The sequence below is a fragment of the Colwellia hornerae genome, assembly GCF_007954355.1.
Taxonomy (GTDB): domain Bacteria; phylum Pseudomonadota; class Gammaproteobacteria; order Enterobacterales; family Alteromonadaceae; genus Colwellia_A; species Colwellia_A hornerae.
In genome coordinates this window covers 87,608-99,710 of sequence record NZ_VOLR01000004.1, presented here as the reverse complement: position 1 = coordinate 99,710, position 12,103 = coordinate 87,608, and the positions used below count along the sequence as shown (strand labels likewise).

The following is a 12,103-nucleotide window of genomic DNA, read 5'->3' as shown; positions in this document are numbered from 1 at the left end:
TAATAGATAGCTTATTAAGCGGTTAAATAAGTAATCTTACGGTCATTAGATTACTTCTCAAATCTTGTCGTTTATTCTGTTTAGGTGTTCAGCTGGTCCTCCTGCACTTAAAGGGGTGGAGCAATCTCCATTACTCAATAGCCAGACGGTAGAGGTTATTGCTATTGCCCAAGGAGCTGCCAAAGGTGAGATTAAATGGCGTGATAAGGGTAATGTTAGGGTGGTATTAGCGAGCAACATTACCGAAAATTATTATCAAGGGGGGATAGTCGGCAGGACTTCTCGTTTAATAACTTTAGTTAAAGATAAAAATTAGTTTTGTTGAAGGACAAACGCAACTCGCCCTTATTTAATGATAAACCAGTAGATAACCTTGGCAACATCAGCAATTGTTACAATTTTCTGCTTGGTATTGCAGGGTAACTCGATTAAGTTTGAACTTTGTTAATTATTTGTAATCAATATTAATTCAATATCCTTGTGGTCACTTTGTGCACATAAAGGGTAGCAATAAATCAGACACCAAAGGATTATTATGTCAAAGATAGCAACAATAACGACGGTTTTATTATTAACGACTTTAGCTTCACCCTTATTGCTAGCAAAAGCTAATAAATTAAATTTTAATAAATCCCAACAAAGTTCACAACAAAAAATAACAGGACAGTTGCTGTATTTGAACGAAAAAAATGGGGATGTAGATTTGCTTATTCATGATGATAACCGCTTTAGTTATTATCCTCATATCGCTCAGGGTGGTTTAGTTGATAAAGCACAAATAATTGAGATCCCTGAAAATGCACAGTTTTTTAACCAAGCAAAATTAGCGAAGCAAGCAAGTGAAGTGATTGTTTATTTAACGGCTGATGCGGTGATGTCTTATAATATAGAAGATAAAACCATCAACAAATTGATAGATGTTGAGACCTTATATAAATACCAGGGTATTTTTGAAGTAAATTTTGGTGACTTTGTTCAAGACTTTAATCAGGATGGTTTAAGCGACTTTATCACTTATAGTTTAGATACCACTCACCTTTATTTACAAAACGCTGCGGGAGAATTTAGCCATCAATCCCTAGCTATTTCTCCTCGTATTGAAAAGTCAGGACGTGGTCTGTCATTTACTCCACAGCGTTTTTACCATGCTGATTTCAATAATGACGACAAAAAAGATATCGCCTTCCAAATTGATGACCAATTGATGGTTTTTGCACAAACACCTACTCAGTTATTTGATAATAGCCCCGTCGTTATTAACTTAAATGCGCATTTGGAAAATAAAAATTCTGCGATAAAAAAACAACAAGGCGAAAAAAGTGCCGCGGTAAACCTTGAAACCATTGAAGATATAAACGGTGATGGGTTCGTTGATATTGTCACGAAAGAGTCAGTACGAGAAGGCATGATGTCTAGAATTAATCACCTGATGATACGTTATGGCTTTATAGAAAATGGTGTGATGAGCTACAACAAGCAAGCTGATGGTAAAGCGACTTTTGATGGTGAAGGGATGATAAAGTTTAAAGATGTTGATGGTGATGGTTTGAAAGATTATTACACCTTAAGTGTTGAAATGGGTATAGGTACTATGATGTCAGCAATGTCTGGTGCTATCGATATGGATTTACGTTTTTATAAGTTGGGGAAAAACGGAGAGTATGTCAAAAAGCCTGTTTATGAAAATGAAGTTGAAATAGCGATTAGTTCAGGTAGTGACGGTGAGGCTCTAACCGATGTTAGCGACTTTAATGGTGATGGTATTAATGATTTGATCCTGAAAACTGACGATAAAGAATTTACTATCTATTCGGGAGCTAAAGGCAAACGTTTATTTGCTAAACGTGGTGCTGATTATGAAATTGAATTACCTAAAAGTGTTCGTACGGAAATTAAAGATTTTAATAACGATGGTAAAGCCGATATCCTTTTTTTATATGGTAAATACTATGATGAAGATGAAGAAAAAGAAGTGGGCGAAAATAAATTGACATTATGGTTATCAGCGAGTTAATTAACACTAAAATTCGCTATACTAGCAAGAGTGAAGGGAGATTTTTTGTTGCAAGAAAATTATAAGCCTTCACTCTTTTTTGGCAATGTTATGGTGCTATAAATACCACCATGACGATTTTTAAGGTTACATTATGCGCTTTTTATCCCGTAGATTGGTTCTTCCTAATGATTTAAACTATGCAAATTCACTCTTTGGTGGGCGTGCATTAGCGTGGATTGATGAAGAGGCCGCTATTTTTGCTATTTGTCAATTAGAGACAAACTGCTTAGTCACTAAACATATTGGTGCGATAAATTTTGAATCCCCAGCAGTGCAGGGTGATGTCGTTGAATTTGGTTTATCAACCAAAAGTGTCGGCAAAACCTCAATAACGATTACTTGTTTAATGCGCAATAAAATCACTAAAAAAACCATCTGTTTAGCTGACGATATTGTCTTTGTACAAGTTGATCCTGAAACCAAAGCACCAATCCCGCATGGAAAAACCTTAGTGGCTTTGCAGGCTCAAGAAGCTGAGTAAATTTATTATCACGGTTCTCTTCTTTTAATATTTATCACCTACCATCAATAACGCTAAAGATTAAGGCTAAGCTATTAATTATTAGCGTTATTTTTTATTTTATTTTTAATCATATATCTAGTCGAAATGTTTTTTTACATTTTATGGTTAATAATCGTGCTATTTTTGTTGTGTTTTGGTGTGCTGGTGATGTATAACACATGTAACGCGTGGTTTTGTTAAAGAACTTACAAAAATCAAGCATAGTAACCTTAAGGAAATGTCATGACACCTCAGTGGGACAGCGAAAAACCGATATACCTACAATTATACCAGCAAGTTGTTGCTCGTATTCTTGATGGCTATATCAAAGAAGGCGAAGCGTTGCCATCGGTTCGAAAAGTGGCTGCAGAATATCAGGTAAACCCAATTACTATTTCTAAGGCGTATCAAATGTTACAGGATGAGCAAGTGGTAGAAAAACAGCGTGGTAAAGGTCTATTTGTTAAAGCAGGGGCGCAAGCGTTAATGCTTGAAAGAGAAAGAGAAACTTTTCTGATGCAGCAATGGCCAACCATACTAAAACAAATAACCCGATTAAAACTTTCTGCTGAGCAGTTGTTAACAGGAGAGCAGTAATGAGCGAATTAATATCAGTTGTTGGTTTAAATAAGCATTACGGTAAAAAACATGTAGTTTCTGATGTGAATTTAACTATTCATAAAGGACAAATTGTCGGTCTGGTTGGGCCTAATGGCGCTGGTAAAACCACTTGTCTTCAATCGTTGCTTGGTTTAACTGACTTTGAAGGTGATATTAAAATTTTGGGATATCATCCCAAAAAAGATCGTGAAAAAATGCTTAGAGATGTTGCCTATATTTCAGATGTCGCTATTTTACCTAAATGGTTAACAGTGACTCAAGCACTAACTTACATGAGCGAAATCCACCCAAATTTTGATATTAAAAAAGCATGCGTCTTTCTCGATAAAACCAATATCGATATCAATGATAAAGTGAAGGCTTTATCCAAAGGAATGGTAACGCAACTTCACTTGGCTTTGGTATTAGCTATTGATGCTAAGGTGTTGATCCTAGATGAGCCAACATTAGGTTTAGATATTCTTACGAGAAGACAGTTTTATACTCATTTGTTGGAAGATTTCTATACCGATGATAAATGTATCGTTATTACGACTCATCAAATTGAAGAAATAGAGCATATTTTAACAGATGTTGCTTTTATCAAAGAAGGAAAAATTGTCCTAGCAAAGAGTGCAGAAAATATACGTGAACGTTTTAAGTTACTCACAGTTACACCAGAGAAGGTTGATCAGGCAAAGCAGTTACATCCTTTATTTTCTAATAGCTTGATGGGATTAACGACTATGTTATTTGATGGCCAAAAAACTGAGGTTTTACAAGCGCTAGGTAAGATAAGTGTACCAAGTTTAGCGGATATATTTGTTGGTGTGATGACCAAGGAGAGCTGTTTATGAATACGCAATTATTAACTACTTCAATTAAAAAAGAACTTTGGGAGTTCAGTAATATATTAAAATGGTTGCCCATTGTTATTGCTATTTTAGTTATCGTAATGCCGTTAGCAATTTTTATCGAAAGTAATGACTCATTTGCTGGCCTGCTTGAGCTATTGACAACTTTACCAGGAAAATTTATTGCTGTAGAACATGCTTCCATGGTGCCTAAACTATTCTTTGTTATGGCACTGTCTTTATTCGCACCATTTTTAGCGGTCGCTCTAATCATTCAACTTTATTATTTTACCGCCTGTTTGTTTGATGAACGAAGAGATTTATCGATAATGTTTTGGCGCTCTTTACCTGTTTCTGATGCCACCACTGTTATTGCTAAATTATTAACCGGAGCCTTAGCTATTCCGGCTATTTTTTTAGGAGCTGCAACAGCAACGCTACTTTTACTACTTTTGTTAGCATTTATAGTCTGTATTATTTTGTCGGTTGGCTACGATGTAAGCTTATGGGCATTATGGATTGATGCTGACATAATAAGTGGCCTATCACTGATCTGGTTACAGCTACTTCCTTTTACACTCTGGATGTTACCCGTATTTGCTTGGTTAATGCTAGCGTCAATGTATGCAAAAAAAGCGCCTTTTCTTTGGGCTATATTACCTGTAGCCGTTATTTTATTAGTGGAAGGTGTTGTTGTGCATTATTTCCATTTATCACAACCCGTTATAGCAAGCCTGTTATTAGATTACTTTACCTTATCGCAGCAATTTGTTGAGTCTGTTCAAGGACAAGAGAGTTTCGCCCGAACGGTTCCATTACAAGCACTTATTTCTAAAGTTGATATTGGTAGTGTCCTTATCGGAATAGCATTACTTTATGGAACTTATTGGTTAAGGACGCACAAAACAGAAGTATAACTATAATGCTTTAGCGTCAATATTGATTTCGCCCATAAGAAATTTTTAGTGTGAGTTCCCATAGCCTCTAATAAAATAAACATAGCTGAGGCTATGTTTTTTCCTTATAAAATAAAAAATAGTAACTATTTGTTTCCTGACTTTTTTGCTAACATCGCTAGCAAATTAATAAGGAATGTTATTTATATGTTTAAAGTCATCGTCGTGCTCTCAATTAGCCTTTTTTTTATTGGCTGTCAGTCAACTAGTGAAAAAAAATCTGAAGAAATTCTTGAAACTAACAAACAAACAGAATACTTGTCGGAAGCTAAAGTAGCCCTTGACGCTTTATCATTAGACATTGAAAAATCAAAAGGGGATAAGTTAAGTTACTTTTCTCCAGATATTTATGAAAAAGCCATTGAAGCTTATCAAGATGCATTTTCTTATTACACTGACATTATCGCCAATGGCCACTCCAGCTTGTCCTTTTCTAGTAAAACTGAACAATATGAAGAAGCAAAACTTACAATTCTTACTTATATTTCACAAGCAAACCAGCAGTTAAAACTAGCTTATAGCATTAGGTATACCACAGAGACCACTTTAGCTAAAACATTCTCACAACTACAACGTTTAGATGAGCTCAACGTTTCGACCTTGTATGCAAGCGATTATAAAGAAATTACTAAAGAAATTGATGAACTTGTTGAGATGGTAGCAGAAGGTGATGTCATTGATGCACAACAGCAACAGCCAAAGTTATTAACTAAAATGGTCGCTATTGAAATTAGAGCCGTTAAGACCATTGAACTTGGTAGTATTGAACAAAAAATTGAACAAATAAAAGACTCACGTCAAGATAAGTATGTACCTGTTAGTTATCAGCGTTTATTAATGGCAAGAAATAAAGCTAACGCTACTATTACTCTTAATCCCCGTGATGTTACTAACATAAAAGTTGCTGTTGATGCGACAAGATATGAACTTGCTCATGTTTATCAACTCACTAATGAAGTAACTAAGCTTAGCAATATTAACAATAACAATTATGAGTCTTATATCCTTAACGTCGAAAACAAGTTGGCTGACATTGCTGTAGAGCTTGGTTTAGGTGGTATTAAAGATTTATCTTTAGCAAATCAAGTGGCTAAGATATTGAGTCAAAGTACCATTTTGAAACGAAACCTGTCCTCTAGTCATGCCAATGTGGCTGATTTAAAAGGAAATAGTAAGCAAGCATCAACAGATCTAGAAAAACAAACAGAGCATTTTTCACAACAGATAGAATCACTTAATAAAGAAAATCAATTGCTTGAAAAGGACTATCAGCAATTAAAAGTTAAGTCTGACCGAACAGATATAGCTTTGATTAAACTCCAAGCATACAAAGATGCTATTGATTCAGTCAATAAGGCCGAACGAGTCAAAGCAAAAATTAAAAATACGGTTATAGCTCCCAAACCACTAAAAAACAGCTTGATTGTGGCTAAACCTGCCATTAAAACCCTTGTATCAGATGACATTGACACAGCTGTTTCCAACGACATTGAAGCCGTTGTAGTAGATGAGATTGACACAGCTGTTTCCAACGACATTGAAGCCGTTGTAGTAGATGAGATTGACACAGCTGTTTCTAATGACATTGAAGCCGTTGTAGTAGATGAGATTGACACAGCTGTTTCTAATGACGTTGAAGCGGTTGTAGTAGATGGCATTGACGCAGCTGTTTCTAATGACGTTGAAGCCGTTGTAGTAGATGACATTGACGCAGCTGTTTCTAACGACGTTGAAGCGGTTGTATCAGATGGCATTGACGCAGCTGTTTCCAACAAGATTGAAGCGGTTGTATCAGATGGCATTGACGCAGCTGTTTCCAACGAGATTGAAGCCGTTGTAGTAGATGGCATTGACGCAGCTGTTTCTAATGACGTTGAAGCCGTTGTAGTAGATGGCATTGACGCAGCTGTTTCTAATGACATTGAAACCGTTGATTAGATGGCATTGACGCAGCTGTTTCTAATGACGTTGAAGCCGTTGTAGTAGATGACATTGGCGCAGCTGTTTCTAATGATGTAAGTGATAAATAAGTGATAATGACAGGGTTTTTATCACTTACACTTGGACCTTTTTGGCAAACAGCACATTAAGTTGTGTTTTTAAACGTTCTTTAACCTGTTTATTGAGCCCTAGTGTAAAAAGTATGCTTGAAAGTGTAGCGACAATAATCACCGTTTTATATAACTTTATACCAGTAAACATAATTAAAAGAATTAACAACAGTGCATAGGTTAAGCCCATCACAGCAAGACATAAACATAGGCCTTGCATTTCTTTATTTTGAAATAACTTCATATTTTAGCCTTTTTAACTTTCCTTCATTTCAATATAAATAAGCTTAACAAAGTTATCTTATTCACTCTACAGACAAACTAATGATAAATGTTACATGAGATTTCCAAAGAAACATTTAAAAAAATGTCACGAAATTAAAAGTCACAGTGTCTTAGTAATGAAATAAGAAGTTTGGTCTTCTTATCAATTATTTTAAGGTGCCGTGATGAATATAGTACATATAATATTAGCAATACTGGTGTTTTCGATGAGCCTCAATACAAAAGCTGAAAGTTGTATTAGTGTCGAAGTAAAGGGAGCTGGGCAACCATTAATTTTAATTCCAGGGTTAATGAGTGATGGCAGCGTTTGGCAAAGCAGTGAAAAGTATTTAGCAAAAACTTATCAAGTACATACGGTTAGCATAGCGGGATTTGCAAAGACTAAACCTTGTGCTGGCGCCAATAATATTATGCCACGGGTAAAAATTGAATTATTAAGCTATATAAAACAACATAAATTACTAAAGCCGATACTGCTTGGACATAGTTTAGGAGCTTTTTTATCTTATAGTTTAGCGATAGAAAATGAAGCGCTATTTTCAGCGATTATCGCCGTTGATGGCTTACCCTATATTGCCCCTATCTTTACAAGAACTTCGTTGACTAAACCAAAAGACATGCAACAGCAAGCTCAGTTCTTACGAAATATTTATCAGCAAGCGACAGCCCAAGAAATGGCAGATATGACTAAACAAAACATTGCTATTCAAGCAACATCAAGAGAAGACCAGCAAGCGGTAATTGCTATGGCAAGAATTTCTGATCAAAAAACAGTAGCCTCGGCCTTATACTTTTTATTACTCAATGATTTAAGAGAACCATTAAAAAAACTGAAGACGCCTTTACTGCTAATTGCCGCGCAAGGTGCTTTTCAAGACGATAGTTCTCGTCAATTTGCGACGTCTTTATATCAACAACAAATAGAAAATGTAGCCAATGCGCATTTAATTATAAATACAGATGCCCGACATTTTATTATGTGGGATGATACTAAATGGTTAATGGCTCAAACTGATTTATTTTTACAGGGCATTTTATAAAGATGATATTTCATGATGAACAACAATTACTGCCCGATGTCGTTTTAGCTAAGACGGGAGATCAACTTGCTTTTGCGCGCTTAATTGAACAGCTAACGACTACAGTCGCTGCTATTTCGTTAGCTATTACCAAAGATCTCGATAGCAGTGAAGATGTTAGCCAAAAAGTGTTTATTAAAGTCTGGCGTGAAATAAAGCAACTAAAAGAAAACATAAGTTTTTTACCTTGGGTTCGACAAGTTACCCGTTATACCGCGTTAAACCATTTAAGAGATGAAAAGGTTACCCGAAACATAAAAGGCGATCAAAGTGATCTGCTACTTGCTACGCTGGTCGACCCTAGTCATTCAGCCGATGTGAGTTTACTGCGCGAAGAACAAAATATCTTGATCCAAACGCTTTTAGCCGAATTACCCGATGAAAGCCGAGAAATTGTTCTGTTGTATTACAGAGAGCAGCAAAGTAGCCAATCTGTCGCGCTTTTATTAGGCTTAAACGAAGCGACAGTGAGAAAACGCTTAAGTCGAGTACGGGCCTTAATAAAAGAGCAAGTATTGGCCCGTTATGGCAATATTATCTTATCGACTAGCCCACTAGGTTTAACGGCGTTAGTTTTATCCGGGCTCTCGGTAAGTTCACCTGTTGCGGCGGCGGTAGTGACTAAAAGTATCGTCAGTAGTCAAAGTCATTGGTTTGCCAAAATATTGTTCACCTTAGGTGGCGCAATGCTTGGCGCAGTATTAGGCATGGTAGCCAGTTATATTGGAATGTCTAAAGTTATTGAAAAATCGGTCGATGAAAAACAAAAACAACAACTCGTGATTTTACGTAATAAAACCGCATGTTATTTGTTGCTCAGTGGCATTTTACTGACGTTAAGTTATGAGCTTACATTTGGCTGGCTAATGCCGCTTTTATGCTTTATTGCCTTGTTTTTTGTTATTTATCGTTCAACTCAACAAGTGAATAAGTTGCTATATCTTGATATAGATAGCGCAGTTTTAATTGATCAACCTTTAATACAACAAAACAAAAAAGATAAATTTTGGTGCCAATTCGGTCTAATAAGCGGTTTTTTAGGTGGCGGCTCTGGTTTGGTACTTGGCTTATATAATAGTGGTCGTTTTGCGACTTTTTTTTAAAAAAAACCATAAGAGTAATACTATGCAATTAAATGATTTACTTAGACAGTTGTCAGCTAATCCACAACAAATTGAATTTAATGATGTTATGGCAGTCATTTCGGCTAACTATCTTTATCAACCTTGTACATTTAACAACGGTGACTTAATTAATGAGTCAGGTACTAATGAAGGGTCATGCAAAATTTTTGCTTTTGCAAAGTTACATGGTTTATCTGAACAAGCAACATTAGCGTGTTTTGGTCAATATTACCAAAAAGATGTATTGTTAAACCCTAAGGGAACCGACCACGCAAATATTCGAAATTTTATAAAGCAGGGATGGCAAGGAATTAACTTTGCGGGTTCAGCACTTTCTTAATCAATTTTCGTTTCTAACAAGTAGTTCTGGTAACCTTCCACGCCAAAATATCGGACAGACTTTTTTAGTTTGATCATTTTGGCGATAAGCAACTCGCCAACATAAACCTTCACTACTTGCTTTTCGCCATTAGCGTCGCTTTGATATTGATGCAGCGGATTCTTTCTTAAATCATCAAACGCTGTTTTCATTATTAGTTTCAATGGCTTAATTTTTTTCCTTTAAACTGCGGGTATATTTACTGACTATTGTACTTATTTTTCCATTATTTATCAGGCTATTAATCGCTTGGTTAATAACAGGTACAATATGGGCTTTAGATTTTTGTATACGTAATGGCCGCAGAGAATGTTCATGAATTTGCCCTATGGCTATATTTAACTGATGGCTTTTACTGAGGTAGTTAACTATGGTTCGATCAGCAATGCCGACCGGTAACCGATTACCCTCAATAAGTTTTAATAATTTTAATTCACTTTCTACATCGTAGCGGGTAAAAACTGTATCAAAAGCATAGCCAAAGCCCTTTATCGTTGCAATTGTTTCGTTTGCTAATGGGCCAATAGTTCTCAATTTTCCTTGTGGAAATACATAGACATCTTCAGTTTTAAATAACGGTTGGCTATAGAGCGAAATGGCAGTTTCGGCTGATCGCCACTTGCTAATAGGGCAACATTCGATATCGACTTTACCCTCAGTAAAGCTAGAGCGAACTCGCGCGGATGAGAGGTAAACAAATTCTAATTGATAAGGTGTTAGTTTAAATATTTCTTGAAATACTTCGACATAAATGCCGCGGTGCTCTTGCTCACCAAATGAATAAGGAGGGTTTCCCTCGAAAGAGAGCGCCACCCTAATCGTTTCAGCTTGAGCACCTAAGCTCATACACAATAGAATAAAAATCCACTTCATGGTATCAAACTCTTTGTTACTATATATCTCGATTATAACAAAAACAGTGCATTGTGCTTAACTTATTACTTGTGATGAATTAATCGGTCGAGTTCTTGTTTGGATAAGTAGTTTTCCATGGTGGAACGCAGTAATTTATATAATAAAATTGAGCCATCAATTTCTTCTTTACGGTTGGTTAAGCTCTCAATATTTAAACCTAATGGTAAATCATAAGGTAATACCGCATCGAGTATTTGCTGTAAAGTATTTAGACAGATACGAATAGATTCATAAAGCGGTTTTTCCGCGTTAAGAATACGTAAACTAGTGGCTTCAGGAACACTAACACCTAACCATTCAATAAATTCAAGTGTCTTTCTACTGCCACAGGGCGAAAATGTTAAAATTATCCGTTGAGGTTTTAATCCTTGTTGCTGACATTCAATCGCATAGCGTGTCAACATATCTATAGTGGCTTGTGGATTATAGATAGCTTGAGAAATAAAGAAATTACAGCCCTGCTGATGTTTCTCTATTAACCGGGTATGTTCATTACCTTTATTGGCATGACGTTCTGCAATGGTAATACCACCAATAAAGAAATCATTGTTATTATCAACTAAGGTTTGATAAGCACTGGCAAGTGGTAATGAAATCGTGTTTTTTTGCGAAGGACTACCCACTAGAACAACATCACGGATACCATACGTGTGCCAAGCTTCATTTGCCCACAGTTCGAAATCATCGTTATTTGACTGAATAACACTTTTATAGGTGATCACGGGTCGTTGAGACTGATCCTGCAGTAAAGATGAATAATAACGGGGATCTAATGTTGATTTAAAAGGAAAAGGGCGAGGTACATTGGTACGGGAATTTTCGTCTTGTATATCATAAACAATCAAACCATCGAAATCGATATCACTTACGCGTTCAAGCAGCTTATTAGCGATCATTTCAACTTGATCTACTGGTGTATCGCTTTTAGGAGGGGTTGTGCCAATAAAATAGACGCCACGCGTATTATCGTTATAACGAGCTCTTAATTCAGATCCTTTGTTCACTTTATTCTACACCGTAAATTTAATAAAACTGATGTCACAATAATACCTTTTTAGCCACTATAAATCTTTGTGATATTTATATTTTATTGTTGATAAAAAATCAAAAAGGCATGAGTCGCCACGATTACAACTACTTTTTATCAGGCTTATGATTAATTTGTTACAAATAATTTACAAAAAGTATTGACGTAATACCTCGTAATGTTAGGTTAGCTCTATATTTAATAAGGTGTACAGTGTTGGCTATACAACCAAACAAGTGATTACTGTATATAAATAAACTAACAAAAGAGAATAT

General features: G+C 35.9%; 14 protein-coding genes. 10 read left to right on the top strand and 4 right to left on the bottom strand.

Annotated features, from left to right (window positions below; genetic code table 11):
- The first annotated feature begins 115 nt into the window (after positions 1 to 115).
- The 7 genes from ESZ26_RS03805 to ESZ26_RS03775 all read left to right on the top strand — a co-directional run bounded on the left by ESZ26_RS03805 (position 116) and on the right by ESZ26_RS03775 (position 6,906).
- A complete protein-coding gene (locus tag ESZ26_RS03805) occupies positions 116 to 316 on the top strand; it encodes a hypothetical protein (RefSeq protein ID WP_170246299.1) in 201 nt (66 codons plus the stop codon).
- A 219-nt stretch (positions 317 to 535) separates the two neighbouring features.
- The gene (locus ESZ26_RS03800; RefSeq protein WP_146798180.1) at positions 536 to 2,014 is read left to right on the top strand and encodes an FG-GAP repeat domain-containing protein; all 1,479 of its coding nucleotides are present in this window, start codon (positions 536 to 538) and stop codon (positions 2,012 to 2,014) included.
- A 133-nt stretch (positions 2,015 to 2,147) separates the two neighbouring features.
- Complete coding sequence (locus ESZ26_RS03795) at positions 2,148 to 2,537, top strand: acyl-CoA thioesterase (RefSeq protein ID WP_146798179.1); 390 nt, start codon at positions 2,148 to 2,150, stop codon at positions 2,535 to 2,537.
- A 264-nt stretch (positions 2,538 to 2,801) separates the two neighbouring features.
- Positions 2,802 to 3,155 (top strand): GntR family transcriptional regulator, encoded by a 354-nt coding sequence (locus ESZ26_RS03790; RefSeq protein ID WP_146798177.1) that lies wholly within the window; start codon positions 2,802 to 2,804, stop codon positions 3,153 to 3,155.
- Complete coding sequence (locus ESZ26_RS03785) at positions 3,155 to 4,015, top strand: ABC transporter ATP-binding protein (RefSeq protein WP_146798176.1); 861 nt, start codon at positions 3,155 to 3,157, stop codon at positions 4,013 to 4,015. Before ESZ26_RS03790 ends, ESZ26_RS03785 begins: the two co-directional genes overlap by 1 nt.
- The gene (locus ESZ26_RS03780; protein WP_146798174.1) at positions 4,012 to 4,929 is read left to right on the top strand and encodes an ABC transporter permease; all 918 of its coding nucleotides are present in this window, start codon (positions 4,012 to 4,014) and stop codon (positions 4,927 to 4,929) included. The genes ESZ26_RS03785 and ESZ26_RS03780 overlap by 4 nt, the downstream gene beginning before the upstream one ends.
- 186 nt (positions 4,930 to 5,115) lie before the next feature.
- On the top strand, positions 5,116 to 6,906 hold the full coding sequence (locus ESZ26_RS03775) for a ring-infected erythrocyte surface antigen domain-containing protein (RefSeq protein WP_146798173.1): 1,791 nt from the start codon (positions 5,116 to 5,118) through the stop codon (positions 6,904 to 6,906).
- Positions 6,907 to 7,023: 117 nt separating this feature from the next.
- Here ESZ26_RS03775 and ESZ26_RS03770 read toward each other — a convergent pair whose 3' ends face one another.
- Positions 7,024 to 7,263, bottom strand: a complete 240-nt coding sequence (locus ESZ26_RS03770) for a hypothetical protein (protein WP_146798171.1) — start codon at positions 7,261 to 7,263, stop codon at positions 7,024 to 7,026.
- Positions 7,264 to 7,468: 205 nt separating this feature from the next.
- Here ESZ26_RS03770 and ESZ26_RS03765 point away from each other — a divergent pair, with 205 nt between their 5' ends.
- Genes ESZ26_RS03765 through ESZ26_RS03755 form a run of 3 tightly spaced genes read left to right on the top strand, consistent with a single transcriptional unit; the run spans position 7,469 to position 9,847 of the window.
- Positions 7,469 to 8,344 (top strand): alpha/beta hydrolase, encoded by an 876-nt coding sequence (locus ESZ26_RS03765; protein WP_146798170.1) that lies wholly within the window; start codon positions 7,469 to 7,471, stop codon positions 8,342 to 8,344.
- Between the two features lie 2 nt (positions 8,345 to 8,346).
- A complete protein-coding gene (locus ESZ26_RS03760; RefSeq protein WP_146798168.1) occupies positions 8,347 to 9,486 on the top strand; it encodes an RNA polymerase sigma factor in 1,140 nt (379 codons plus the stop codon).
- Positions 9,487 to 9,508: 22 nt separating this feature from the next.
- Positions 9,509 to 9,847 carry a HopJ type III effector protein gene (locus tag ESZ26_RS03755; RefSeq protein ID WP_146798167.1) on the top strand — a complete coding sequence of 113 codons (339 nt, stop codon included), beginning with the start codon at positions 9,509 to 9,511 and terminating at the stop codon, positions 9,845 to 9,847.
- Here the strand turns inward: ESZ26_RS03755 and ESZ26_RS03750 are convergent.
- The 3 genes from ESZ26_RS03750 to ESZ26_RS03740 all read right to left on the bottom strand — a co-directional run bounded on the left by ESZ26_RS03750 (position 9,844) and on the right by ESZ26_RS03740 (position 11,805).
- Entirely contained in the window at positions 9,844 to 10,038 is a 195-nt protein-coding gene (locus tag ESZ26_RS03750; protein WP_223271563.1) for a hypothetical protein, read from the bottom strand. The two genes, ESZ26_RS03755 and ESZ26_RS03750, sit on opposite strands and share 4 nt — an antisense overlap.
- A gap of 16 nt (positions 10,039 to 10,054) precedes the next feature.
- Complete coding sequence (locus tag ESZ26_RS03745; protein ID WP_146798164.1) at positions 10,055 to 10,759, bottom strand: substrate-binding periplasmic protein; 705 nt, start codon at positions 10,757 to 10,759, stop codon at positions 10,055 to 10,057.
- Positions 10,760 to 10,824: 65 nt separating this feature from the next.
- Complete coding sequence (locus ESZ26_RS03740) at positions 10,825 to 11,805, bottom strand: methylenetetrahydrofolate reductase (RefSeq protein ID WP_146798163.1); 981 nt, start codon at positions 11,803 to 11,805, stop codon at positions 10,825 to 10,827.
- Positions 11,806 to 12,103 lie beyond the last annotated feature (298 nt).

What these genes read in the sequence shown, in the direction of transcription:
- ESZ26_RS03800 (WP_146798180.1), top strand. Translation starts at nt 536, where the DNA reads ATGTCAAAGATAGCAACAATAACGACGGTTTTATTATTAACGACTTTA.
- ESZ26_RS03795 (WP_146798179.1), top strand. Translation starts at nt 2,148, where the DNA reads ATGCGCTTTTTATCCCGTAGATTGGTTCTTCCTAATGATTTAAACTAT.
- ESZ26_RS03790 (WP_146798177.1), top strand. Translation starts at nt 2,802, where the DNA reads ATGACACCTCAGTGGGACAGCGAAAAACCGATATACCTACAATTATAC.
- ESZ26_RS03785 (WP_146798176.1), top strand. Translation starts at nt 3,155, where the DNA reads ATGAGCGAATTAATATCAGTTGTTGGTTTAAATAAGCATTACGGTAAA.
- ESZ26_RS03780 (WP_146798174.1), top strand. Translation starts at nt 4,012, where the DNA reads ATGAATACGCAATTATTAACTACTTCAATTAAAAAAGAACTTTGGGAG.
- ESZ26_RS03775 (WP_146798173.1), top strand. Translation starts at nt 5,116, where the DNA reads ATGTTTAAAGTCATCGTCGTGCTCTCAATTAGCCTTTTTTTTATTGGC.
- ESZ26_RS03770 (WP_146798171.1), bottom strand. Translation starts at nt 7,263, where the DNA reads ATGAAGTTATTTCAAAATAAAGAAATGCAAGGCCTATGTTTATGTCTT.
- ESZ26_RS03765 (WP_146798170.1), top strand. Translation starts at nt 7,469, where the DNA reads ATGAATATAGTACATATAATATTAGCAATACTGGTGTTTTCGATGAGC.
- ESZ26_RS03760 (WP_146798168.1), top strand. Translation starts at nt 8,347, where the DNA reads ATGATATTTCATGATGAACAACAATTACTGCCCGATGTCGTTTTAGCT.
- ESZ26_RS03755 (WP_146798167.1), top strand. Translation starts at nt 9,509, where the DNA reads ATGCAATTAAATGATTTACTTAGACAGTTGTCAGCTAATCCACAACAA.
- ESZ26_RS03750 (WP_223271563.1), bottom strand. Translation starts at nt 10,038, where the DNA reads ATGAAAACAGCGTTTGATGATTTAAGAAAGAATCCGCTGCATCAATAT.
- ESZ26_RS03745 (WP_146798164.1), bottom strand. Translation starts at nt 10,759, where the DNA reads ATGAAGTGGATTTTTATTCTATTGTGTATGAGCTTAGGTGCTCAAGCT.